This is a genomic window from Streptomyces gossypii (genome assembly GCF_025165795.1).
GTDB classification, from domain to species: domain Bacteria; phylum Actinomycetota; class Actinomycetes; order Streptomycetales; family Streptomycetaceae; genus Streptomyces; species Streptomyces gossypii.
This window is the reverse complement of record NZ_JAJAGO010000013.1, coordinates 1-23733: the sequence shown is the minus strand read 5'-3', so window position 1 is coordinate 23733 and position 23733 is coordinate 1. Positions and strand designations below refer to the sequence as shown.

At 69.8% G+C, this 23733-nt stretch carries 24 protein-coding genes; 10 read left to right on the top strand and 14 right to left on the bottom strand.

Annotation, left to right across the window (positions count from 1 at the left end; all coding sequences use genetic code 11):
- Positions 1–356 precede the first annotated feature (356 nt).
- Together LHJ74_RS25555 and LHJ74_RS25550 are read left to right on the top strand one after the other, a co-directional pair.
- On the top strand, positions 357–998 hold the full coding sequence (locus LHJ74_RS25555) for a DUF4360 domain-containing protein (protein WP_260220588.1): 642 nt from the start codon (positions 357–359) through the stop codon (positions 996–998).
- Between the two features lie 39 nt (positions 999–1037).
- Entirely contained in the window at positions 1038–1712 is a 675-nt protein-coding gene (locus LHJ74_RS25550; protein WP_260220587.1) for a DUF4360 domain-containing protein, read from the top strand.
- Positions 1713–1827: 115 nt separating this feature from the next.
- Here LHJ74_RS25550 and LHJ74_RS25545 read toward each other — a convergent pair whose 3' ends face one another.
- From LHJ74_RS25545 to LHJ74_RS25535, 3 genes are all read right to left on the bottom strand, one after another.
- Positions 1828–3594, bottom strand: a complete 1767-nt coding sequence (locus LHJ74_RS25545) for a choline/carnitine O-acyltransferase (protein ID WP_260220772.1) — start codon at positions 3592–3594, stop codon at positions 1828–1830.
- A 95-nt stretch (positions 3595–3689) separates the two neighbouring features.
- Positions 3690–4595 carry a class I SAM-dependent methyltransferase gene (locus tag LHJ74_RS25540; protein ID WP_260220586.1) on the bottom strand — a complete coding sequence of 302 codons (906 nt, stop codon included), beginning with the start codon at positions 4593–4595 and terminating at the stop codon, positions 3690–3692.
- 223 nt (positions 4596–4818) lie between these two features.
- Positions 4819–5688: a HalD/BesD family halogenase gene (locus tag LHJ74_RS25535; RefSeq protein ID WP_260220585.1), complete on the bottom strand. Its 870-nt coding sequence runs from the start codon at positions 5686–5688 to the stop codon at positions 4819–4821.
- A gap of 266 nt (positions 5689–5954) precedes the next feature.
- On the opposite strand from LHJ74_RS25535, the gene LHJ74_RS25530 reads away from it, so the two are divergent.
- Both LHJ74_RS25530 and LHJ74_RS25525 read left to right on the top strand, forming a co-directional pair.
- Positions 5955–6344: a VOC family protein gene (locus tag LHJ74_RS25530; RefSeq protein ID WP_260220584.1), complete on the top strand. Its 390-nt coding sequence runs from the start codon at positions 5955–5957 to the stop codon at positions 6342–6344.
- 246 nt (positions 6345–6590) lie between these two features.
- A complete protein-coding gene (locus tag LHJ74_RS25525; protein ID WP_311203351.1) occupies positions 6591–7265 on the top strand; it encodes an LAETG motif-containing sortase-dependent surface protein in 675 nt (224 codons plus the stop codon).
- Between the two features lie 133 nt (positions 7266–7398).
- Here LHJ74_RS25525 and LHJ74_RS25520 read toward each other — a convergent pair whose 3' ends face one another.
- Positions 7399–8043, bottom strand: coding sequence for a TetR/AcrR family transcriptional regulator (locus LHJ74_RS25520; protein WP_260220583.1), 645 nt, complete (start codon positions 8041–8043; stop codon positions 7399–7401).
- A gap of 150 nt (positions 8044–8193) precedes the next feature.
- Here LHJ74_RS25520 and LHJ74_RS25515 point away from each other — a divergent pair, with 150 nt between their 5' ends.
- The 5 genes from LHJ74_RS25515 to LHJ74_RS25495 all read left to right on the top strand — a co-directional run bounded on the left by LHJ74_RS25515 (position 8194) and on the right by LHJ74_RS25495 (position 12843).
- Entirely contained in the window at positions 8194–8622 is a 429-nt protein-coding gene (locus tag LHJ74_RS25515; RefSeq protein WP_260220581.1) for a cupin domain-containing protein, read from the top strand.
- Complete coding sequence (locus tag LHJ74_RS25510; protein WP_260220580.1) at positions 8619–10058, top strand: MFS transporter; 1440 nt, start codon at positions 8619–8621, stop codon at positions 10056–10058. The genes LHJ74_RS25515 and LHJ74_RS25510 overlap by 4 nt, the downstream gene beginning before the upstream one ends.
- Before the next feature lie 276 nt (positions 10059–10334).
- Complete coding sequence (locus LHJ74_RS25505) at positions 10335–11318, top strand: sigma-70 family RNA polymerase sigma factor (protein ID WP_260220579.1); 984 nt, start codon at positions 10335–10337, stop codon at positions 11316–11318.
- Positions 11319–11363: 45 nt separating this feature from the next.
- The gene (locus tag LHJ74_RS25500; protein WP_260220578.1) at positions 11364–11723 is read left to right on the top strand and encodes an ArsC/Spx/MgsR family protein; all 360 of its coding nucleotides are present in this window, start codon (positions 11364–11366) and stop codon (positions 11721–11723) included.
- Positions 11724–11790: 67 nt separating this feature from the next.
- On the top strand, positions 11791–12843 hold the full coding sequence (locus LHJ74_RS25495) for a S66 family peptidase (RefSeq protein ID WP_260220577.1): 1053 nt from the start codon (positions 11791–11793) through the stop codon (positions 12841–12843).
- 40 nt (positions 12844–12883) lie between these two features.
- Here LHJ74_RS25495 and LHJ74_RS25490 read toward each other — a convergent pair whose 3' ends face one another.
- From LHJ74_RS25490 to LHJ74_RS25470, 5 genes are all read right to left on the bottom strand, one after another.
- Positions 12884–13765: a Gfo/Idh/MocA family protein gene (locus LHJ74_RS25490; RefSeq protein WP_260220576.1), complete on the bottom strand. Its 882-nt coding sequence runs from the start codon at positions 13763–13765 to the stop codon at positions 12884–12886.
- 95 nt (positions 13766–13860) lie between these two features.
- Positions 13861–14454, bottom strand: a complete 594-nt coding sequence (locus LHJ74_RS25485; protein WP_260220575.1) for a hypothetical protein — start codon at positions 14452–14454, stop codon at positions 13861–13863.
- A 7-nt stretch (positions 14455–14461) separates the two neighbouring features.
- Positions 14462–15352, bottom strand: coding sequence for a carbohydrate ABC transporter permease (locus tag LHJ74_RS25480; protein WP_260220770.1), 891 nt, complete (start codon positions 15350–15352; stop codon positions 14462–14464).
- Positions 15307–16320 carry a carbohydrate ABC transporter permease gene (locus LHJ74_RS25475; RefSeq protein ID WP_260220574.1) on the bottom strand — a complete coding sequence of 338 codons (1014 nt, stop codon included), beginning with the start codon at positions 16318–16320 and terminating at the stop codon, positions 15307–15309. The genes LHJ74_RS25480 and LHJ74_RS25475 overlap by 46 nt, the downstream gene beginning before the upstream one ends.
- Positions 16320–17612 (bottom strand): ABC transporter substrate-binding protein, encoded by a 1293-nt coding sequence (locus LHJ74_RS25470; RefSeq protein ID WP_260220573.1) that lies wholly within the window; start codon positions 17610–17612, stop codon positions 16320–16322. Before LHJ74_RS25470 ends, LHJ74_RS25475 begins: the two co-directional genes overlap by 1 nt.
- Positions 17613–17865: 253 nt before the next feature.
- Here LHJ74_RS25470 and LHJ74_RS25465 point away from each other — a divergent pair, with 253 nt between their 5' ends.
- Positions 17866–18108 carry a hypothetical protein gene (locus LHJ74_RS25465; RefSeq protein ID WP_260220572.1) on the top strand — a complete coding sequence of 81 codons (243 nt, stop codon included), beginning with the start codon at positions 17866–17868 and terminating at the stop codon, positions 18106–18108.
- 213 nt (positions 18109–18321) lie between these two features.
- On the opposite strand, the gene LHJ74_RS25460 is transcribed toward LHJ74_RS25465, so the two are convergent.
- The 5 genes from LHJ74_RS25460 to yicI form a co-directional block, all read right to left on the bottom strand.
- The gene (locus tag LHJ74_RS25460) at positions 18322–19260 is read right to left on the bottom strand and encodes an arabinan endo-1,5-alpha-L-arabinosidase (RefSeq protein WP_260220769.1); all 939 of its coding nucleotides are present in this window, start codon (positions 19258–19260) and stop codon (positions 18322–18324) included.
- 191 nt (positions 19261–19451) lie between these two features.
- On the bottom strand, positions 19452–20966 hold the full coding sequence (arfA, locus tag LHJ74_RS25455) for an arabinosylfuranosidase ArfA (protein WP_260220571.1): 1515 nt from the start codon (positions 20964–20966) through the stop codon (positions 19452–19454).
- Between the two features lie 133 nt (positions 20967–21099).
- A complete protein-coding gene (locus LHJ74_RS25450; RefSeq protein WP_260220570.1) occupies positions 21100–21834 on the bottom strand; it encodes a hypothetical protein in 735 nt (244 codons plus the stop codon).
- Positions 21831–22385, bottom strand: a complete 555-nt coding sequence (locus LHJ74_RS25445) for a SigE family RNA polymerase sigma factor (protein ID WP_260220768.1) — start codon at positions 22383–22385, stop codon at positions 21831–21833. Before LHJ74_RS25445 ends, LHJ74_RS25450 begins: the two co-directional genes overlap by 4 nt.
- A gap of 110 nt (positions 22386–22495) precedes the next feature.
- On the bottom strand, positions 22496–23733 hold a 1238-nt coding region (gene yicI, locus LHJ74_RS25440), incomplete at its 5' end, for an alpha-xylosidase (RefSeq protein ID WP_260220568.1).

The window sequence follows — 23733 nt, the reverse complement described above, 5'->3', positions numbered from 1 at the left end:
GACGGAAATTCGACTTTGCGGGAGCACTTCAATATATGGCCTGAACACCCACTCCCGGAAACGGTCGGAATTCTGGCAGGGGGGTAATTCCAGCGCTATGGTCACAGCCGTCGGGAGTGCAATCCCCTCCTCACAGGTACGGGCGAAACCCTGGCCCGGGACACCGTGAGGGACTGCCACACCAGCTCGACTGCGTGCACTGCAGACGCTCCCGGAATTCGCACAGCAACGTGCGATCGCCATGATCTCTGCGCCTCCCCGACTGCGCAGAGGTGAACCATCAATCTCCCCCGTGGGCGGCATGGGCATTCCGCTGGACGCCGCGCGTCGCCCACTCACGCTCGGAAGGAGAAACCATGCCAGGTGCTCTTCTCGCAGGCGGCGCGGTCGCGGCGTTGTTCGCCTCGACATTCGCCGTGCAAAGCGCGCCGACAGCCACCGAGGTGCCGTCGACAAGAATCGAGATCGGAGTACGGACGGTGAACGGCTCAGGCTGCCCGCAGGGTACGGCCGCGGTCGCCGTCGCGGGCGACAACACCGCGTTCACGGTGACGTACAGCGACTATCTCGCCCAGGTGGGCGCGGGTGCCGACCCCACCGACCTGAGGAAGAACTGCCAGCTCAACCTGGACGTCCACGTGCCGCAGGGCTTCACCTACGCGGTCGCCCGGGTGGACTACCGAGGGTTCGCCCACCTGCAGGACGGGGCGAGCGGTACGCAGCAGGCGAGTTACTACTTCCAGGGCTCACCGGAAACCTCGAAGCAGAGCCACGAATTCGCGGGCCCGTACAGCGACAACTGGCGGACCAGCGACAGCACCGACTACAGCGCGCTGGTATGGGCTCCCTGCGGCGAGAACAAGAACTTCAACATCAACTCCGAACTGCGGGTGAACGGAGGTACGTCGAACACCCAGGACTCCACAAGCTTCATGACGATGGACTCGACGGACGGCAGCGTGAGCACCCTCTTCCAGCTCGCCTGGAAGGAATGCTGACCACCCTCCCCCAGGCATCCGACATCCGATGGGAGAACCATGCCCGGTGTTCTTCTCGCAAGCGGCGCCGCCGCGGCGCTGTTCGCCTCGACGCTGTCCGTCCAGAGCCAGCAGGCTTCACCCCCGTACTTCGACGAGGTACCCGATGACGAGATCGTGATCACGGTCGCCACCGTCAACGGGTCCGGTTGCCCGCAGGGGACGGCCGCCATCGCCGTCTCCCCGGACAACAAGGCCTTCACGGTCACCTACTCCGACTACCTGGCGCAGGTGGGCGTCGGCTCCAGCCCCATCGACTTCCGGAAGAACTGCCAGCTCAACCTGGTCATGCACGTGCCCCAGGGCTTCACCTACGCAATCGCCAGCGTGGACTACCGGGGGTACGCGTACCTGGAGGACGGCGCCTCCAGCATGCAGAAGGCGTCGTACTACTTCCAGGGTTCGCCGGAGACGACGGACTACACGCACACGTACGACGGCCCGTACAACGACAACTGGCAGGCGACGGACGAGACCGAGTGGGCCTCGCTGGTCTGGGCGCCCTGCGGCGAACTGCGGAACTTCAACATCAACACCGAGTTGCGGGTCAACGCGGGCACGTCGAACACGGAAGAGACGACGAGCTTCATGACCATGGACTCGACCGACGGAGCGGTAGGCACCACCTACCACTTCGCGTGGAAGAAGTGCGAGGACCCGGCGAAGGCCGGCTGAGGCTGACGCCTGGGCCGCCACTCCGGTACGGGGTGGCGGCCCAGGCTCAGCGCCGGGTCGGGTCGGGTCGACTCGATTCGGCCCGGCTCGGATCGAATCAGCTCCGCTCGCTCGCTCAGCCCGCCGTCTGCTCGGCGGCCAGCAGTTCGCGGAGCTCACCGATCGCCTCCCGCAGGCGGTCGGCGAAGTCGTGCATCCGGTCGGCCACCGGCATCGGCGTACTGAGGCAGAGGTTGAACTGCTCGGGCAGCAGCACATAGGCGACGCCGATACAGCGGCTGCTCGTCGATCCGAAGCCGAAGTACCGGATATGAGCGGAGGGTGCTGAGCTGGTGCTCAGATAGTCGTCCCGCATCGTCAGCCACCCCGGCGTCCGGTAGAGCGCGGGCTGCTCGGTCACTCCCAGCTCCGCCCCGCGCCGCCGCTGGATCAACTCCAGCTCCCACAGGTGCTGCTCGGGTGCCTGCCCGGCCTGGCACTCCTTCGCACGCGCCACATGCTTCCCGGCCGCCGCCCGGAAGGCGGCGCGCCGGGTGTCCGCGTCCGCCGCCGGATCCTCCATCGCGGCCACGAACCGCTGGATCTCCGGGGTGATCACCCGCATCGCCTCGGTGCGTCCGCGCCGCCACTGGCGGGTGGCGATCGACTCGTACGTGGCGCCCAGACGGCCCTTGGCGCGCTGGTGTGCGAGCTGGTAGGCGAGCTGGACGAAGGCGTCCGGCGAGACGCCCAGCGCCTTGGCCGCGTTGGCGCCGAAGTCGTCGAACGACACGGTGGTGGTCGCGGTGTCCGCCCCGTACTGCGCGAACGCCTCGGCGGCCGAGCGCACCTGGGCGCGCAGGGCGTCATCGAGCTCGAACACCAGGGGCTCCACGGCGGGCAGCCCCTGGGCGCGGGCCCCCGACAGCCGGGACTGCTCCTCGGCCGGGCTGCCGAGGACGGCGTCGACGAAGCTGAGGATGGTGGTGCCGTCCAGCCCGCAGTGCTCCACGTTGATGCCCGCACGGCCGTCGCCGAAGACGACGAAGGACAGGGCCTTGTCGAACCAGCGGTTGCCGCGGTCCCCGTACAGCAGGTTGTCGCACGCCTCCTGGGTGCTCGCCGGTGTGAAGTCCTCCAGACAGAGGCAGAACAGCGCGGTCTCGACATCATCCAGCGCGTCCGCGTTGCGGGGTTGGCAGTCGAGCAGGGAGTCGCGGGTCTCCGCCCACTGCGCGCGGGCCATGGTGGTGAGGTGGCCCACCGGGAAGTCCGCGCCCGCGGGCTCCGCACCGGACTTGATGACGGCGCGCAGCCCGGCGTCGAGATCCTCCAGGCTGTGCGGCACGCCGTCCGCGCCCAGCACGTCCATCCGGAACATGCCGCCCCGGAAGAACACCACGATGTGGCGGGCGTCCGAGGGACCCGGCCATGCGCCGGTGTAGGGGGTGCGGACGGTGTCCAGCGGCGCTCCGGGAATCCGGGTCGTCGAGAACAGGTACTTGTTCTGCTCCATCGACAGGGGCTGCCCGCGCTGTGCAACCGGCGGGATGATCTCCTGGTCCAGCTGCCGCTTGTAGTGGACGGCTCCGGCGATCAGCCCGGCCGCCCGCTCCAGCTGCGCCTGGCCGTTGTCCTGGAAGAGGAAGAAGAAGTTGGCGTTGAGCGCGATCCGGTCCCGGCGGCCGAGGTAGCGGTACGGCCAGAAGGTGTCGAGCCAGCTGTGCACGCCCTCCGTGGCGTCGTACTCCTCCAGTGCCGCGTGCAGCGCCCGGCCGGGGCCGCCGGGGCGGAGGAAGGCGGCCACCTCCGCCTCGGTGGCGGACCGCTCCTCGGGCGTCAGCAGCGGGGCGCACCAGGTGAGGAAGCGTTCGCAGCTCTCCTCCAGGGTGGGCAGCGGCACGCGCGGCAGGGTGTCCTCATGCGCGAACGTCCGCGGTGGCGGCGCGGGGTCGGTGGCGGCGGCGCTGCCGGTGGCGGCGGTCGCGTGACGGTCGGTCAATTCCGTTCTCGATTCACTTCGTGGGGAGGTGTGGTGTCCCCGCGGTGGGCTGGACTGTCGGGCTCTTCGGATGGTCGGGAGAGATGGAGCTGTGCGTAGAGCCAGCCTTCCGTCTCCAGGCCCCTCGCATCCACCCCTGCCGCCGACATCGTGTCCAGCACGAGACGCTGTTCGGCCCCGGAGGCGAACCGCCGCTGCTTGAACACCTCTTCAACCCGCACGGTGCGGTACCCGAATCCGGCAAGGGCGCGCTCCACGGTGTGGAACGGGAACATCCGCAGCACGAAGTGCGCCATCCACGGACGGTTGCCGTCCTGCGCCCGTACGACGCGCAGCAGCGTCCGCTCGGTGACATAGCCGAGGCAGCCCGTCGAGATCACCAGGTCCGTCCCGGCGAGCTGGGTCCGCTGCCGGGGTGTGGGGTCGTGCTGCTCCAGATCGGCGTGTACCGCGTCGTCGAGGAAGCCCGCCTCCAGCGCGTAGGACAGCGCGGCGCCGGAGGGGTCGAGGCCGGTGAAGCGGGTACGGTGCGCGGGCCGCCGCAAGCGGGCCAGCTCCCGGTCGCGCGCGAGCAGCGCCTCGCGTGCGAGCGGGTCGGCGTCCGCGCCGTCGTCCGCGCCGTCGTCCGCGCCCGCGTCGCCGTAGCGGGCGTACAGCTCGTCCATCGTCACGTCGTACTTCAGCAGGGCGGCGTTGACGCCGTACGAGCAGCCGATGTCCAGCACCTTCGGTGCCGCGACCTGACGGGTCTCCCGGTACTCCTGGATGAGCTTCGCGAAGTAGGGCTTGGCCTGCTGCGGTACCCCGTAGTCGAGCGTGCGCAGCACCGAGAAGTACGCGCGGGGGTCGGGGCGTGTGTAGATGTGGTCGAGCGAGACTTTTCCGGTCGCGTCGAAACGCACGGGGTGACTCCTCCGTGGGGCCGGTGGTTGGCGGGGCGGCGGGGCCTGGCTGGCGGTGCCTAAGGGCTGTCCCGTAATCCCTGGCGGGCGGAGGACGACAGTTACGGCACCTCGCTGCGTTGCCGGAACGCCCGGATACGCCCAGTATGAGGACGCCCCTCCGCCTTGCGAAGCACCGCATCTGACGCCGCGCGCTGATCCACCAGGGATCACGGGACAGCCCTTAGTCGAGAAGCTGGTCCCCCCGCACGGCGCGGCCTTCGGCCGCCAGGTGCTCGGGCAGTACCCGGCCGAAGAGCTGCCTGGTCCGCGCCACACTGCCGACGACGCCCGGGCGCTCGCTGTAGGCGAAGATCGCCGAGTGGCGCGCGACCTCGCCCCGTACGGGACTCACCCGGTGCAGTGAGTAGCGGCCCTTGAACAGCTGCAGATCGCCCGGCCGCAGCGGGAGCCGCCGGATCAACGGGTCGGCCCGGCCGCCGAGTACGTCCCGCACGTCGTCGAAGTGCTCGTCCCGCGCGGTCCGGATGCCGGGGCAGTACTCGAAGACACCGCCGTACTGCGCGTCCTGGGTCAGCATGCTGACGGTGAACTCGTTGGTGTCGAAGTGCCACGGGTGCTCCTTGCCGGGGGCGACGACATTGAGCACCAGTCCGGAGAGCGGGTCCGCCAGCTCGCAGAGCCGCGGCAGTTCGAAGCACCGGGCGACGAAGGCCCGGAACCCCTCGTGCGAGTAGAGGCGGCTGATCAGGGAGTCCGCGGGGATGCGGTCGCGCGGGACGAACGCGTTGCCCCTTTGGTACGACTGCCTGCCCGGGTGGTCCTCGGGCAGTGAGGCGTCCACGGCCATGTTGTAGACATTGACCGTCTCGACGTCGAAGTGGGCCCGGGGCGCGAGCGCCGAGCACTCCTGGCGCAGGACGTCGCGCAGCGGGGGGCGGATGAAGTCCCGCAGCACCGTGCAGCCGACGTCGGCCAGTTCGCGCCGGGCGCGCGAGACCACCGCGAGGGCCTCGGGGCCGTCCGGTTCCGACAGGGGATACCGCAGCGTGTCGACCATCTCGTCCAGCGTCTCGGCTTCGGCAGCGCTCATATGGAACTCACCCCGGGCTCCCCTCGAACTCCCCTGCTGAATAATCCAGTTGAAGTTGCCACAGCGCCGCCACATTGTCTGTGACACGTCACACTCCGTCGGTGCGCATAGTCAGCCGGTAACGACCTCGCCTGCGCTTCGCGAGGACGCGCGGATGACAGGGCGATCAGCCCGGTTTAAGATCATTGGTACGGCATCGCGTGCCGGTCACCGGCCGGGTGAGGCATGGAGGTGCCCGTGAGACTGCCTTACGGAGGCAATCCACAGTGTCGATCGAGCTGAACCACACCATCGTCCACTCCCGGGACAAGCGGGAGTCCGCCGACTTCCTGGCGCACATCCTGGGACTGGAGGCAGGCCCCGAGTGGGGCCCGTTCATCCCCCTCGAACTGAGCAACGGCGTCACCCTCGACTTCGCCACGATCCCCGCGGAGTCGATCACCATGCAGCACTACGCGTTCCTGGTCACCGAAGAAGAGTTCGACAAAATCTTCCAGCGGATCCAGGACGGGGGGATCACGTACTACGCCGATCCGCACGGCAAGCGGCCCGGCGAGATCAACCACAACGACGGCGGACGCGGCGTCTACTTCATGGATCCGGCCGGCCACGGCATGGAAGCCATCACCCGTCCGTACGGGAGCGGCGAGCAGTAGAGACCTGATCGCAAGGATTCACTCAACGGCCCCGGCGGCACCCGTCGCCGGGGCCGGTCGTGCTCCGTGCGCGTGACGGCCTCCTGCGCGCGGCGGTGTCGGCTGCGCCCGGGGACGACAAGTCTGAACTGGACCTATGCGCCCGATTGTTGGAGAGGTGGGGCCGCATGTCACCTCTGGCGGGCACGGGAGTAGGTTCTGTGCTCGCAACACCCCCATGAAAGAGTCCTCGACTCGGAGGTCACATTGTCTGCAATTCACCACAGACGGCGCCACACTGCCACCCTCGCCACAGCAGGGATCGCCGCGCTGATCGGCACCGGGATGTTCGCCGCCCCCGCTTCGGCCCACACGCCGACGTGGTCGGTCGACTGCTCCACGGTCTCCGTCAACCTGACGAGCTACAGCGAGAAGCCCACCAACACGGTGACCATCACCGCGGACGGCAAGGAACTGCTCTCCGAGTCGTTCGGCGGTGGGTTCAAGAAGGAGCTCAAGCTCCCGGCGCACGACGAGAAGCTCCCGGTCAAGCTCGTCGTGAAGGCCAACGACGGCGACCAGCACAACGTGGACGAGACCAAGACCGCGCCGGTCTGCGAGGAGGAGTCCCCCGAGCCGACTCCGCCCACCAGCCCGCCCGCCGAGTCGCCCTCGCCCAGCGAGCCTGCTGAGTCGCCCAGCGAGCCCACCGCGGCGCCGTCGACCAGCATGCCCGCTGAGTCGCCGTCGGCCGAGGCGCCGAGCAGCTCCGCTCCCGCCGCCGCCAAGCCTGCCGGTTCGAGCAGCCCCGCCCCGGCCGACCTGGCCGAGACGGGCTCCTCCAGCAGCACTCCCATGATCGCGGGGATCGCGGCCGCCGTCGTCGCGGCCGGCGGTGCGCTGCTGCTGGTGGCCCGCAAGCGCCGCGCGGCACAGGACTGACCAGTCCCACCGCACGGAGCGCCAGCGCTGAACGGTAGCGCTGAACGCTGAGCACGCAGCTGTGCCCTGACCGGGGCCCGGCGCCCGCACCATGGGCGCCGGGCCCCGGTCTTGCGTCTACCCGCTTACCCGCTTACCCCTTGTCCACTGGCCCGGCCACCCGTGCCGGGGTGTCCAGTACTCCGGCGCGGGCGGCGGCGAGGGTGATGCGGGCCGCCTGTTCGGCGACGGTGTCGTCGAGCGGCCCGCCGCTCACCAGCAGCCGGAAGTGGATCGGCGCGGCCAGCGCGCTCACCACCGCGGACGGATCGGTGCCCACGGGCAGTTCGCCCCGTGCGACGGCGCGGGCGACGACGGGTTCGGCACGGCGGAACCGGTCGCCGAAGATCCGGGCGCGGGCCTCGGCGATCTCCGGCAGCCGAACCGCGTCCGAGATCAGCGCCGCCTCGACCGCCCGCCCCGTGGGGCTGACCAGCCAGCCGACCAGTGACCGCGCCATCTCGCGCAGATCGCCGCCGATCGAGCCGGTGTCGGGCATCGGAATGTCCGTCGCGATGTGCTCCGCCAGCGCGTCGACGACGAGGGCCGCGCGGTCCTTCCAGCGCCGGTAGACCGTCGTCTTGTGCACACCGGCGCGCTGGGCGACCCGCTCGACCGTGAGCGCGGCATAGCCCCCCTCGGCCAGTTCGGCCACCGTCGCCGCCAGGACGGCAGCGTGCATCTTGGGGCCGCGCCCGACCGGTCGGGGGCGATCCGCTGGGGTGGATCCGAGCTCCATTGCAACTCCTAGTTGCGTTATTCGACTGCGCCGTGGCACTCTCAGATCTCAGGCTATCGCAACTTCGAGTTGCGATGTGGTCCACAGGGCAAACCTGTGAGACCCCCTGACCGAGACGTGTGTGACCGTCCGTCCGAAAGGAACGCAGACATGCCTGGCGTGCGCCCCTCCTCGCCCTCCCCCGCCCCCTTCGCGCTCTACTCCTCGATGACCCAGCTCCACGACGACGGCACCGTACGGCCCACGGCCCGCGACTTCGCCGCCGCCGTCGGCCTGGACGGCTGGACCTTCGCCGTCGCCCATATCCGCGACAACGCCGAGATCCACTCCGACCTGTGGGAACTGCACTCCGCATCCGACGAGCTGCTGGCGGCGCTGACCGGCGCGGTAACCGTCCACCTGAGCGCGGACGACACGTCGGCGGCCGAGACCGTACGAATCCAAGCGGGCGAGCTGTTCGTGATCCCGGCGGGCCGGTGGCACCGGCTGGAGATCGGCATGCCGACGGATCTGCTCTCCCTCACCCGCGCCGCGGGCACCAGGACCGAACAGGTGGACCCGCAGGAGACCCGGGGATGACCGCGACCACGGCCCGCACCGGGGTCCCGCCCGAAGGGATCCCGCCCCAAGGAGCCCCGGACCGGGGGCGGCTGCTGCTCGCGGTCATTCTCACCGTGCAGTTCACGGTGGCGCTGGACATGTCCGTCCTGAACGTCGCCCTGCCCGACATCCGTCACCACCTCGGCTTCACCGCCACCGGGCTGCCCTGGGTGGTCAACGCGTACGCCCTCGCCTTCGGCGGGCTGATGATGCTGGGCGGCCGGATCGGCGATCTGGCGGGCCGCCGCCGTACCCTGCTGGCCGGGCTGGTGCTGTTCGGTGCGGCGAGCGCGACCGGAGCGCTGGCGCAGGAGCCCTGGCAGCTGATCACCGCCCGAGCGGTGCAGGGCGCGGGCGCGGCGGCGCTGGCCCCGGTCGCACTCGCCCTGATCACCGTCAACTACCCGGCCGGGCCGGCGCGTTCGCGGGCGCTGGGCCTGTGGGGCGCGGCCGCGGCGGCCGGTGGCGCGGCCGGGGTGCTGATCGGCGGCCTGCTGACCGAGTCGGCGGGCTGGCGCTCGGTGATGCTGATCAACGTACCGATCACGCTGGTCACACTGCTGGCGGCCCGAAAGATCACGGGCGACCGGCGGGACGGCCCCGCGCCACGACTGGACCTGGGCGGCGCACTGCTGGTGACAGCGGGCACCTCCGCGCTGGTGCTCGCGGTGGTGCGCACCGAGACCCTTTCCTGGGGCTCCTCGACGACCGTGGCGACGCTGGCTCTCGCCGCACTGCTGCTCACGCTGTTCGTCGGCGTCGAGCTGCGGACGGCCGAGCCCCTGCTGCGGATGCGGCTGCTGACCAGGCGCCCCGTGGTGGCAGCCAATGTGTTCATGCTGCTGCTCGCCTCGGCGCAGTTCGCCGTCTTCTACTTTGTCTCGCTCTATCTCCAGCAGGTCCTGGAATACGGGCCCGCCGCCACGGGCCTCGCGTTCCTGCCCTTCTGCTGCGGGATCGTCGTCGGTTCGGTGACGGCGACGCGGAGCCTCGCCCGGCTCGGCGCCCGCCGCGTGCTGGTGAGCGCCGGAGCGTTGGGGGCGGCAGGGTTCGGCTGGTTCGCCCTGGTGCTCACCGCCGACGGCGGTTTCGCCACCGCGATCCTCGGGCCTTCGCTGCTGACCTCAATCGGTGTGGGCATGTCCATCGTGCCGCTGGGCACGGCGGCCACGGCCGACGTCGATCCCCGGGAGGCGGGCATGGCCACCGGGCTGATCAACAGCTCCCGGCAGATCGGCGGCTCGATCGGCCTGGCGGTCCTGGTGACCGTCTCCGCGAGCGTCACCGGCGGTCACGGCGGCGGGGCCGACGAGGCGCTGGCGGCCGGCTACCGTGCGGCGGCGGCCGTGGCAGGCGGGCTCCTGATGGTGGCCACGCTGCTCGCGCTGCTCCTGATGCCGCCACGGCGACCGTGACGGCGGCCCTTGCGACTCCGTGCTCCGGCACGGAAAGTGGAGAGCAGGCGGCGCCCGGCGGCGCGGTCACAGAGGGAGGCCGGGCGGTCGCGGAGCGAAAACGGCGAGTATCCGCGTTTGCCTGATTCCGCGCCCGTGCCGGGTGGATCCTGGGGGCCGCCCACCGCGCTGCGGGTGGCCCGGGCGTCCGCCCGGGCAGCGGTGAGGCGCCGTTGTCAGTCCTGGGTGCCAGGATGAGAACCATCGCAACGGCTCAGCTGACGAGAGGGCAAGACCATGTCGGAAAACCAGGTGAGCGAGGACTTCCCGAAACTGGCCGACCCGTTCCGGCGTGAGCTGCTCGCGCACTGCTACCGCATGCTGGGTTCGGTCCATGACGCGGAAGACCTGGTGCAGGAGACCTACCTGCGCGCCTGGCGGGCGTACGACAAGTTCGAGGGCCGTTCGTCCATGCGCACCTGGCTGCACCGGATCGCGACCAACACCTGCCTGGACGCGCTGGAGAGCCGGAGCAAGCGCCCGCTGCCCACCGGCCTCGGGGGGCCCAGCGCCGATCCGTCCGACGCCCTGGTCGAGGGCCAGGAGGTGCCCTGGCTGGAGCCGATCGCTGACGCCATGGTGGGTGCCGAAGCGGCCGACCCCGCCGCGATCGTCAGCTCGCGGGAGACGATCCGGCTGGCCTTCGTCGCCGCCCTTCAGCATCTGCCGCCCCGGCAGCGCGCGGTGCTGATCCTGTGCGAGGTGCTGAAGTGGAAGGCCGCCGAGGCGGCCGACCTGCTCGGTACGACGACGGCGTCCGTCAACAGCGCGCTCCAGCGCGCCCGGGCCCAGCTGGACAAGGCGGCCCCCAGCGAGACTTCGGTGACCGAGCCCACCAGCGCCGAGCAGCGCGAGCTGCTGGACCGCTATGTCGCGGCCTTCGAGGTCAAGGACATGAGCGCGATAGTGAAGCTCTTCACCGAGGACGCCGTCTGGGAGATGCCTCCCTTCACCGGTTGGTACCAGGGCCCGGTGGACATCGGCACGCTCATCGACACCCAGTGCCCCGCCGGCCCTGGCGACCTGCGGCTGATCCCCACCGGGATGAACGGCCAGCCCGCGTTCGGGATGTACATGCGCGGGGAGGACGGCGTCTTCCGGCCCTTCAACCTGATGGTGCTCACGCTCGACGAGGCGCGGGTCTCCCATGTCGCGGCCTTCTTCGACCTGCGTCTCTTCGAGCTCTTCGGTCTCCCGGAGCAGCTGCCCGCCCGGTCGTAGGCCGCGAGGGCGGCCCTCCGGCCGGGGGGTCGCTACCGTGGGGGCATGGAGATCTGGATCAACCCGGCGTGCTCGAAATGCCGCTCAGCCGTCCGGCTGCTGGACGAGGCGGGGGCGGAGTACACGGTCCGCCGCTATCTCGATGACGTGCCGACGGAGGCCGAACTGCGGGAGGTGCTGGAGCGGCTCGGGCTGGAGCCATGGGACTTGGTGCGGGCCGAAGAAGCGGACGCGAAGGCGCTGGGCCTGCGTGACTGGCCCCGCGAGGCAGCCGAGCGGCCCCGCTGGATCACGGCGCTGGCCACCCACCCGAAGCTGATCCAGCGCCCGGTCATCACGGCGGACGACGGCACCGCCGTAGTCGCCCGCACGGACGACGCCGTACGCGACGCGCTGTCCCGCTGAGCAACGAAGGCCGCACGAGCGGAAAGGGCACACGCGATTGCAGGGCGAGACGGCCTAAGCTCCGTGCATGCTGCCAGCCGCGCCTGTGTACCCGCCGAAGCCACGGCCCGGGGATCGCGTCGCCGTCGTCTCTCCCTCCGGCGGACTCCCCGAGCTGCTGCCGATGCCCTATGAGCTGGGGCTCCGGCGGCTGCGCGAGGAGTTCGGCCTGGAGGTGGTGGAGTACCCGGGCACCCGGCGGCTGCGGACGACGCCACGCGAGCGGGCCGCAGACCTGCATGCGGCCTTCACCGACCCGTCGGTGAAGGCGGTGATCGCGAGCATCGGCGGCGACGACCAGATCGCCGTGCTGCCGGAGCTGGACGGAGCACTGGTACGCGCGCATCCGAAGCCGTTCTTCGGGTACAGCGACTGCACGAATCTGCTCGCCTGGCTCAGCACCACCGCCGGCCTCGTCGGCTACCACGGCATCTCGGTGATGGCCGAACTCGGCCGCCCCGGAGCGATGCACCCGGTCACGGCGGATTCGCTGCGCGCGGCGCTCTTCGACTGGGGGAGCTACGAACTGGCCGAGTCCCGCGCGTATGGCGACGCGGAACTGCCCTGGGACGATCCCGAGACCTTCACGCGGGAACCCGTGATGGAGCCCTGCGACGGCTGGCGGTGGCACCGGCCCGACCGGGTGGTGGAGGGGCTCAGCTGGGGCGGCAACCTGGAGGTGCTGGCCTGGATGCTGATGGCCGACCGGGAGGTCAGGCCGGTGGAGGAGTACGCGGGGCGGGTGCTCTTCCTGGAGACCTCAGAGGAGATGCCCACGGCAACGGAGGTCTACCGCACGCTGCGGAGCATGGGCGAACGCGGTCTGCTGGGCCAGTTCCCCGCGCTGCTGATGGGGCGGGCGAAGACGACCTCGGTGTTCGACCGGCGCGGTGGCCGGCAACGCCGCGCCTACCGGGAGGCGCAGCGGGCTGCGGTGCTGCGGGCGCTGGCCGAGTACGCTCCGGAGGCCGTTGCCGTCTTCGACGTGGATCTCGGGCACACCGATCCCCAGCAGGTGGTGCCGTACGGGGGCACCGTGAGGGTGGACGGACCGGCCCGGCGGATCACCGTCCGGTACTGACCGGGGGATCCTGCCGGTACCGGACGGCCGGGGCGGGAGCTCAGTCGCTCTTCAGCCCCTCCTCCGCGAGTGCGAGCACATCGGTGACACGGGCCGCATACCGTATGTCGCAGGCGTGCGCGGTGCCCGTACGGGCCGACTCCAGCAGTGCGTCCACGGCGCGGGCGAAGGCGTCCGAGGCGGGCTCGTCGCGCACCGGGAGGGTGGCCACGCCCGTGCTGCCGCGCAGCTCCGCGGTGACGTCGGCCATGGCGGGCGGCACCGTGTGGCTGACCGTGACCGTGCTGGAGGCGCCGCTCTCGTGGCGCAGCGCGAGGTGGACGGTGTCGCCGGGGCCGCGGGCGGCGCGCACGCCGGTGACCTCGCCCAGCACAGGCGTCAGCACGGACAGCGCGTGCGGCCCGACGTCCCACAGCGCGCCCTTCTCGCGACGCCACGGCGAGTCGGCGAACGGCGAGTCGCTGCCGCCGAAGACCGGCGAGAGCCAGTCGGCCCGGCCCAGCAGCCAGCCCTCGACGTTTGCCTGTTCGCGGATCCAGGAGGCCGTCGGCTCACTGAAGTGCAGGGTGAAGAAGACGACGGAAGCCACGCCGTTCCGGGCCGCCGCGTCGGCCGCCTGGGCGGCGGCGGCGGGAGTGGTGGCGACGGGCTTGTCCAGCAGGAGGTGGCAGCCGGCCTCGGCGGCGCGGACGGCCAGCGGTGCCTGTACGTCCGGAGGCAGGGCGATGGCGACGGCGTCGCAGTCGGCCAGGAGCAGGTCGACGTCCTCGTACGCGCGGGCGCCGAAGCGTTCCGCGAGAGATACCGCTGCTTCGGGGCGGCGGCCCCATACACCGGTCAGCTGGACGTCGGGGTGCGCTTGCAGTGCGGGAGCATGGGTCATTTCGGCCCAGGGGCCGGTACCGAGCAGGCCGAATTTCATGAGCGCAGCCTAGTTGGCCTCCCCTGGCCCGCCCAACCGGACGCCGGCCCCGGCGGAGGAGCCGGGAAGGACGCGAGCGGCACGCCGACGGCGGGTCACCGGTGCGCGTACCGTTTCTCGACGGCTACGGCGGCAGCCGTCACCGCACCGGTCACCGGGATCGCGAGCGGCGCCGCGAACCACGCGGAGGCCACCGTCACCGCGCCGCCGCACACGATCAGCAGTGACCCGGCGGGATCGAGGACGGTACGGCGCCCGGCCGCTCCCAGCAGCGCCCGCCAGGACGCCCCCGGGTGCCAGACGGCCGCGGCGCGCGCACCGGCGACCGCACAGCCGAGGAACGCGAGCACGCCGACGGCGGCGACGGCTTGCCCGCCGGGCAGTCCGGCCCGCACGGCGGAGAGGTCGAGCCACAGCAGCCAGACCGCCGCCCACCCGGCCAGACCCACGAGCCAGCCCCGCCGCCCCGCCGTGCGCACATCGGCAGCGAACTCCCGCCAGCCCGCCTGCTCGTTGTCAAGATGGCGTCGCAGGTGGCGGGCGCCCGCCGCGAACGCCGCCGGATAGGTGACCAGCGGAAGTGAGGCCAGCACCACCCACATCCCGACGAGCAGCGACTCCGCGAACACCCCGAACCGCTCGTAGAAGCCCGGGAACCGGGGCGGTGCCTGCGCCTTGGGGTCCGCCATCGCGCGCTCAGCCCTTCAGTCCGGAGGTGGCCATGCCGTCGATGAGATAGCGCTGGAAGGCCAGGAAGAACGCCAGCACGGGCAGCAGGGCGACCAGCGACATGGCGATCATGCCGCCGTAGTCGGCGACCGCGCCCTGGTCGACGAACATCTTCAGACCCAGCGACACCGTGTACTTCTCGGGCTCGTTGAGATACAGCAGCGGCCCCATGAAGTCGTTCCAGGCGTGGATGAAGGTGAAGATCGCGCTGGTGATCAGGGCGGGCCTGCACAGCGGCAGCACGATGGACCAGTAGATGCGCAGATGGCCGCAGCCGTCCAGGCGTGCCGCCTCGTCCAGTTCCTTCGGCAGGTTCCGCATGAACTGCACCATCAGGAAGACGAAGAAGGCGTCGACGGCCAGATACTTGCCGAGCAGCAGCGGAACCATCGTGTTGATGAGTTCCAGCTTCTGGAAGAGCACGTACTGCGGAATCATCACCACGTGGTACGGAAGCAGCAGCGTGCCGATCATCACGCCGAACATCAGGTTGCGTCCGGCGAATCTGATCCTGGCGAAGGCATAGGCGGCCAGCGAGCAGGAGACCACCACTCCGCCCACCGAACCGAGTGCCAGGACGGTCGAGTTGAGGAAGAAGGTCGAGATGGGGATGTCCGCGATGCCCTCGGAGAGCCGGGTGTAGTTGGCCATCACCGGGTCGGTCGGCAGGAGTTCGAGGCTGCCGACGATTTCGTCGCCGGGCTTGAACGAGCCGCCGATCACCCAGACCACCGGATAGAGCACCACGGCCAGCACGGCGAGCGCGCCCAGGTGCCAGGCAAGGGAGCCGGTGTGCTTGCGGGGAAACAGTGTCACCGGGCGGTCTCCTCGTAGTGCACCCAGCGCTTCTGCGACCAGAACAGCACCGCTGTCACCAGACCGACGGCCACCACCAGCATCCATGCCATGGCGGAGGCGAAGCCCATCCGGCTGTTCTCGAAGCCTTGCTGGTAGAGGTAACAGGTGTAGACGAGCGTGGCGTCTGCGGGGCCGCAGGGGTTTCCCTGCCCGCCGAGGATGTAGGCGGAGCCGAAGATCTGGAAGGAGTGGATGGTCTCCAGCAGGACGTTGAAGAAGAGCACCGGGGAGATCATCGGCAGCGTGATGCTCCAGAACCGCCGCCAGGGTCCGGCGCCGTCGACCTCGGCGGCCTCGTAGAGCTCCCGCGGGACCTGCTTCAGCCCGGCCAGGAAGATGACCATCGGAGCGCCGAACTGCCAGACGGTGAGCGCGACCAGGGCGTACAGGGTCCAGTCAGGGTCGCCGACCCAGCCGCCGACGTTCATGCCGAAGAGCTGCTGCGTACGGTCGACGACGGCGTCATCGGTGAAGAGCGCCCGCCAGACGATGGCGACGGAGACGCTCGCACCGATCAGCGAGGGAGCGTAGAACGCCGCACGGTAGAAGGCCTGGCCGCGGCGGCTCTGGGCGAGCAGCATGGCGACGCCGAGCGCGGCGATCAGTTTCAGCGGGGTGCCGATGACGACGTACTTGCTCGTCACCTCCACCGATTTCTGCCAGCGGGCGTCGGCGAACATGTCGCTGAAGTTCTTCAGGCCGACCCACTGCGGGGTGTCGAAGAGGTTGTAGTCGGTGAAGGCGAAGTAGAACGAGGCGGCCATGGGACCGGCGGTCAGCAGCAGGAACCCGGCGATCCAGGGCGACATGAAGAGGTAGCCGGAGAGGTTCTCGCGGCGTCCGCGACGCCGCGCGTGGGCGCTGCTCCGCGCCTGGGCGCTGCCCGGCGGGCGGCCTCCGGGCCTGGCGTCCTTGGATAGCCGGGGACCCCGCTGATGTCCGGCGTCCGTCGCTGCCGTGCCCTCCATCAGGAGTTCGCGGTGAAGGCGGTCTCGGCCTCCGAGAAGAACTTCTCGACCGCCTCCCCCGGCGATGCCTTGTCCAGGCTCACCTCGGTGGCGACGCGCAGGAAGGCAGCCTCGATGACGTCGGCGCCCGCGGGGTGCGGCGTGATGGTCTCCAGCACGCCCTTTTCGGCTATCTGCTTCTCGTACTCGGAGATCTGCTTGCTGACCTTGTCCGTCGGCTCGAAGGCCTCGAACTGCTTGGTGGTCGCCAGGACTCCCCGGTCGTAGCCCATGATGCGGCCCACCTCCGGGTCGTGGACCATGAAGTTGATGAAGGTGGCGACCTCCTTGGGATGCTTGGTCCTGGCGGTGCCGCTGAGCATCAGCGAACCGAGGTACTGACCGGTCTTGCTGCCGTCGGTGGTCGGGATGGGAGCGATGCCATAGCTGCTCTTGCCCTCCGAGTCGTAGCGGACGGTGAAGTTGTCCCAGGTGAACTCTCCGGCAGAAAGACCGGCGGCGGTAGCTGACTTGGGCTTGATCTGCTCGACCTTCTTCGGGTCGGTGTAGAGGCCGGATTTGATGCGCTTCACCGCCTCGGCCCACTCGGTTTCGAGATCACTCTTGCTGAAGCCGAGCCCGTCCTCGGTGAAGAAGGCCTTGCCCTTCTGGCGGAGGACCAGGTCGTAGTAGTACATGATCGAGTGCGGTCCCGTTTCGCCCGCGACACCCGTCCGGCTCCTGATCCGCTCCATGCCGGCCAGCCAGTCGTCCCAGGTCCAGCCGAACTCGGGTGTGACGCCCGCCTTTTCGTAGACCTTCTCGTCGATGATGTAGGCCATCGAGTTGGAGGCCACCGGGAGCCCGAGCAGCTTGCCGTCGATCTCGGCGAACTTCTCCAGACCGGACCGGAAGCCCTCCGTGCTCAACTCCCCTGACTGCACCTGGGGCTTCAGGTCCATCAGCACGTTGCGCCCGCCGTACTTGCGCAGGAAGGTCACGGCGTTCTGGATCACGTCCGGCGGATTCCCGCCCGCCGCCTGGGTGTTGAACTTCTTCCAGAAGTCCTCGTAGGGCTGGAAGTCGGTCTTCACCTTGATCTTGGGGTGCTTCTTCTCGAAGAGGTCGATCGTCTCGTTGATCCTCTTCGCCCGGTCGTCGGCTCCCCACCACGCGTACCGGATGGTGACGGCACCGCCGCTGGAGGAACCGCTTCCGCCACCGCAGCCGGCAGCCGCCACACCGAGAGACGCCAGCGAGGCACCGGCCGCCTTCAGGAGGGTCCTTCGCTCAACTTGCCTGGAAACACGCAATGGTTCGCCTCTCGACTTGACTGATGAGTCGTATTCGGGAAAGCGCACACACCCGGGGAAATGCACAAGTGCACACAGCGTCTCGTGGCCAGTGTCCGGTATCTCGTACATCATCTTCGGTGTCGAACGTCGAAAAGGTAAGCGTTTGCTGTCGGGAGGTCAACGGATCGGACGGGGCAACCTTTGGATCGCTCCGCGGAGACCACACGAGGGGAGGAGAAGTCCCCCGCCCCTTCGAACGGAGGAACCTCCCATGCACAGCACGAACGGCAAGCACAGGTCGAACCCGAGAGCGGCACGCATCAGCGTGGCGGCCGTGGCGGTGGCCGCGATGATCGGCGGCAGCCTGGCCTGGAGCAGCAACACCGCCGAGACCACCGGGCCGCAGAAGACCGCAGACGAGGCACCCGCGGCCGGGCCGATCGGCTTCGGCGCCGGGACCACCGGCGGGGTGCAACTCATTCGAGAACGTCGAGGACCCCTTCCACCGCGGTGAGGGCTCCTCCGGACCCGGGGCGCTGGCCGCCCGCGACAACCAGTTCGTCGACTCGGGCGAGGGGGAGAGCGGCGGCACGGTGGCGGAGATCCCGTACGCGTACTCGGCGGACGACGCCGCCGAGGTGAAGTCGCTCGTCACCGGGGGCGCCGGGACCGGCAAGCTCTGACCGAACGTGGCCCCCGGCACGCTCCCGGGGGCCCTGCGGTCCGGTCAGTAGGCGACGGGCCAGCCGCTGCTCCAGTCCAGCAGGTTCACCCCCAGGGTGGGCGCGCCGTTCCTCTCACGGTCGTAGTAGTGGTAGACGAGCAGGTCGCCGTCCTCGTCGTGCAGCACCGACTGGCCGCCGGGGCCGATGTACCTGCCGTGCGTGCCGAGCACCTCGGTGCCGCCGTTCCGCATCATCGGCACACCGTTGCGGTCGGTGTACGGGCCCGTGGGGCTGCCGGCCCGGCCCACCTTGATCTTGTACGTGGAGCTGGTGCCCGCGCAGCACCGGTCGTACGAGGCGAACAGGTAGTAGTAGCGGCCGTGCTTGACGACCGCCGGGCCCTCGACTGCCTTGGTGCCGGTGGGCCGGGAGGCCAGGCTGTGCAGGGTCCGGTCCTGGGCGTGCCGCTTGCCGGTCGACGGGTCGAGCCTCATCATCTTGATCCCCGACGACCACGAGCCGAAGGACAGCCACCACTTTCCGTCGTCGTCCACGAAGAGGTTCGGGTCGATGGCGTTGTAGTGGCTGGATTCGGTCGTGGAGTGCAGGATGCCCTGATCGCTCCAGGAGCCCGGCTCTCCGGTAGCGGAGGTGGCGAGACCGATGGCCGAGTGGTTCGAGCCGAAGCTGGAGACGGAGTAGTACATCAGGTACCTGCCGCCGTGGCGGGAGACGTCGGGCGCCCACGGGTCCTTCTCCGAGGAGTACGTCGTCCACCAGTCGGGCAGCCGGTTGAAGGCCGAGCCACTGCGGCGGAAGGCGGTCCGGTCGGTGGAGGTGCGGGCCTCCAGGCCGTTGTGGGTGGAGTAGAGGACGTATCCGCTGTCCGTCTTCACCATCGAGGGGTCGTGCACGCTGATGTCGCCGGTGAGCAGCCCCGGCGGCGGATACGCGGCGGAGGCGCTGCCCGGCATCAGTGTGAAGGCGAGGACCGCGGCCATCGCGGTGGCGGCGGGGACGGAGCAGCGCTTGCGCAGGACGTGACGCCGTCCGTGGGGGGAGCGTCTGATCACGGTCTTCTCCTTTGATGGGGCGGGGGCGTGAGGGGGCAGGGGATGGGGTACGGGGGACAGGACCGTACGAAGACTGGTTCGCCTGCCCCTGGTGCCGTCGCTGACCCGGGCCGGGGTCCTCAGCCCAGACGGATCACGTTCCAGGAAAGCGGTTCCAGAACGGCACTCAGCACGCCCGCCTTGAGGACGGTGTCCGCCGCCTCGTGCGGGATGACCCGCTCCGGCTCCGCGAGGGTGTTGCGGGCCTCCGGGTCCTCGTCCGCCAGCGCGCTGTGCTGGAGCACCGAGGACACCTCCAGCCCGTGCAGGGCCACTTCGAGGGGCAGCGCCTCGGTCTGGCTGCGGTTGACCGCGAAGACGGTGACGGTGCCGTCGTCTCCGTGCACGGCTGTGGCGTGCAGCAGCGGCACTTCACCGTACTTCCGCGTCTCGTGCGTGGGTGACTCCACGCGTACGTCAAGGACGCGGCCCCGGCCGTGCCGCGAGGCCTGGGCGAAGGGGAAGAAGGTGGTCTGCTTCCAGGCCGGGCCGCCGGGCTCCGTCATGATCGGTGCGATGACGTTGACCAGCTGGGCGAGGCAGGCGACGGTCACCCGGTCGGCGTGCCGCAGCAGCGCGATCAGCAGGGAGCCGAAGACGACCGCGTCGGTGACGGTGTAGTTGTCCTCCAGCAGGCGGGGCGCCTCCGGCCAACCACTGGGCCACCCACCGGCGTTCGGCCCCGTCCGGGACTGGTACCAGACGTTCCACTCGTCGAAGGAGAGGTTGATCTTCTTCTTCGACTTCAGACGCGCTCCCACGTGGTCGCAGGTCGCGACGACGTTCTCGATGAAGGACTCCATGTCGGCGGCCGAGGCGAGGAACGAATCGCGGTCGCCGTCCAGTTCCTCGTAGTAGGCGTGCAGCGAGATGTAATCCACGAGGTCGTAGGTCTCCGCCAGGACCGTCGCCTCCCACCCGGCGAAGGTCTGCATCGCCTGCGAGGAGGACCCGCAGGCGACCAGCTCGACGTCCGGGTCGATCTGGCGCATCGCCCGTGCCGTCTCGGCGGCGAGCCGCCCGTACTCCTCGGCCGTCTTGTGGCCGGTCTGCCACGGTCCGTCCATCTCGTTGCCCAGGCACCACAGGCGGATGCCGAAGGGAGCCTCGTTGCCGTGCGCGGCACGCAGGTCGGAAAGGGCGGTGCCAGACGGGTGGTTCACGTACTCCTGGAGCTCCAAGGCTTCGGCGACGCCGCGCGTGCCGAGGTTCACCGCCATCATCGGCTCCGCCTGCGGGCCGATCTTGCGCACGAAGGCGATGTACTCGGAGAGTCCGAAGCGGTTCGTCTCGGTCGAACTCCAGGCAAGGTCCAGACGCCGTGGCCGCTCTTCCGCCGGGCCGACGGAGTCCTCCCACTTGTAACCCGAGACGAAGTTCCCGCCCGGGTAGCGGATGGCGGTCACGCCGAGTTCACGGATCAGGGCGAGCACATCGGTGCGCAGGCCCGACTCGTCGGCCGCGGGATGGCCCGGCTCGTGGATGCCGGTGTAGACGCACCGGCCGAGGTGCTCGACGAACGAGCCGAAGAGCCGGGGGTTCACCTCGCCGACGGAGAAGTCGGGGTGCAGGGCAAAGCGGGCGGTACGGGTCATGATTCCCTCAACGCGGCTCAGATTGTTCGAAATTACGAACAATGAACGACTGTTCGGACAGACCGTAAGACGGGGCCGCGCACACGTCAATGACTCCGACACGGGCAGGACGCACGGAGATGACGCACGGAGATTACGGAGAGGAGCGCGCGAAGTCGCCCCGCCATTCGGCCCTCTCGCCCGGCGTCACCGCGGGGGCCGCCTCGACCGCGTACGAGTCGTCGCCCGCGTCCCGCTGCCCCTCGGCGTGGTTGTACTGCCCCGCGAAGACGTACTCGCCGGGCGGCACGGTCAGCCCGTCCTTGAGAGTCCACCGGTAGACGAGGACGCCGCTCGCCTCCCCCGCCGAGACGTCGAAGTCCTCGGCGGGCAGCGAGCGCCAGTTGCCGGTGTCCGCGACCTTCCCGTTCTGGGCGACGCGCAGTTCTACGGTCAGAGCGGTCAGCGGTTTCTTCACCTTGACGGTGATGTTGCTCTGCGCCCAGTGCACGGTGCTGCCCGGGTCGACCGAGCCGTCAGCCCAGAGCAGATCCCCGACGGGAACGGACTGCGAGCCGGGCGTCACCGACGGCGCTTCGGCTGTGGCCTCCGGAGCGCTGCCCCTCGCGACGGACTGCGGGCGCGGCTCCTCGTCACGCGCGGCGGAGGCGACCGCGTACCCGCCGACGGCGCACACACCGGCCACCGCGGCCGTCGCGCTCACCACCCGCAGCCAGGAGGTCACCGGCTTGGCGGCGGGGCGGGGCGGCAGGGGCGGGTTCTCACTCTCGGCCATACCCCGCTCGACCCGCGCGAGCATCCGCTCCCGGTCGGGACGGTGTGCCCGCGCCGCACCGCGCAGCCGTCCGCGCAGCTCGTCGTCCGTCATGCCGTCCTCCCTTCCGGTTCCGCGGCTGTCGCCGGAATTCGCACCAGGCCGGCATCCGGGCCCAACTGCCGCTGCAACTGGGCCATCCCCTTCGACGTCTGGCTCTTCACCGTACCGACCGAGACCCCGAGAGCGTTCGCGGTGTCCCGCTCGGAGAGATCGAAGGCGTGCCGCAGCACCACACACGCCCGCTTGCGGAACGGCAGCTTGCGCAACGCCTCCTGCACATCGATCACGGCGGGGACGTCGGGGTCCTCCACCTGCTCGCTCCGACTGGACCAGAAAAGCGTGATACGCCGTCGCTCACGCACCGCGCTGCGGATACGGCTGCGCGCCGTGTTGGCGACCACCCCCCGCGCGTACGCGACCGGGTATTCGGCCGCACGCACCCGGTCCCAGCGGTGCCAGAGTGCGAGGAGCGCGTCCGCCGCGAGATCGTCCGCACCGTCGACGTCGCCGGTCAGCATGCGGGCGAGGCGGGCGAGTTCGGCGTAGTGCTCCTCGAAGAAGGCGTGGAACTCTGCAGCTGGGTCATCGGCCACCGCGCCCATGGACACCTCACTCACCGACCTCAAAGGCTCGCCCACACACGACTGTTCGACATTTCGCACACCATCCGTGTCCCCGAACGCCGAAACGGTAGGTGTGCGTCCGCCGGAGGTCAACAAGTCAGCGGGAGGGTGGTGTGGTGGGTGCCGGTGGTGGTGGTGCCGTCGGGTAGCCGGACGTGGAAGGGCAGACCGGTGTCCTGCGTGGAGATATGCAGGGTGTCGCCTTCGCGGTGGATGCGGTAGGTCGCGGCCGGGGCGCCGGTGTGGTCGGGGATGGTCACCCGCGCGCTGTAGGCGGGGGAGTCGGTGGGGTAGACCAGCAGGGTGGGTTCCCGGAGCCAGTCACCGTCGGGACGCTGGTCATCAGCACCGAGGGTGAGGACGGCTCCGGTGCGGACGTACAGGGGCAGGCTCTCCAGGGTGTGGGTCTCACTGCGCCAGGCCGGGCCGGTGGCGCGCTGGCCGGTCAGCAGATGCGTCCAGGTCCCCTCCGGCAGGTAGTAGTCGACCTGTCCGGAGTGGGTGAAGACCGGGGCGACCAGCAGGTCGGGGCCCAGCATGTACTGGCGGTCCAGGGTGCGGCAGCCCGGATCGTCGGGGAATTCGAGCAGCATCGGCCGCATCAGCGGCACACCAGAGGTCTGGGCCTGGGCGGCGGCTGTGTAGAGGTAGGGCATCAGGCGGTGCTTGAGCCGCGTGTACCGGGCCGCTACCTCCACGGCCTGGTCGCCGAAGTTCCACGGGACCCGGTAGGAGGAGGAGCCGTGCAGGCGGCTGTGGGAGGAGAGGAGCCCGAAGGCCAGCCAGCGGGTGAAGACCTCCGGATCAGGGGTGCCCTCGAACCCGCCGATGTCATGACTCCAGAAACCGAACCCTGACAGGGACAGGGACAGGCCGCCGCGCAGGGACTCGGCCATCGCCTCGAAGGAGGAGAAGCAGTCCCCGCCCCAGTGGACCGGGTACTGCTGCCCCCCGGCGGTCGCCGAGCGGGCGAAGAGGACCGCCTCACCCGCACCCCGCTCGGTCTCCAGGACCTGGAAGACGGCCTGGTTGTAGAGGTGGGTGTAGTAGTTGTGCATCCGCTGCGGGTCCGAGCGGTCATGCCAGACCACATCGGTGGGCACCCGCTCCCCGAAGTCGGTTTTGAACGCGTCGACGCCCTGGTCCAGCAGGACTTTCAGCTTGTTCTGGTACCAGGCGCACGCGTCCGGGTTGGTGAAGTCGACCAGGCCCATGCCCGCCTGCCACAGATCCCACTGCCAGATGTCGCCCTCCGGTGTGCGGAGCAGGTATCCGGCCTGTGCTGCTTCGGCGAACAGGGGTGACTTCTGGGCGATGTAGGGGTTGA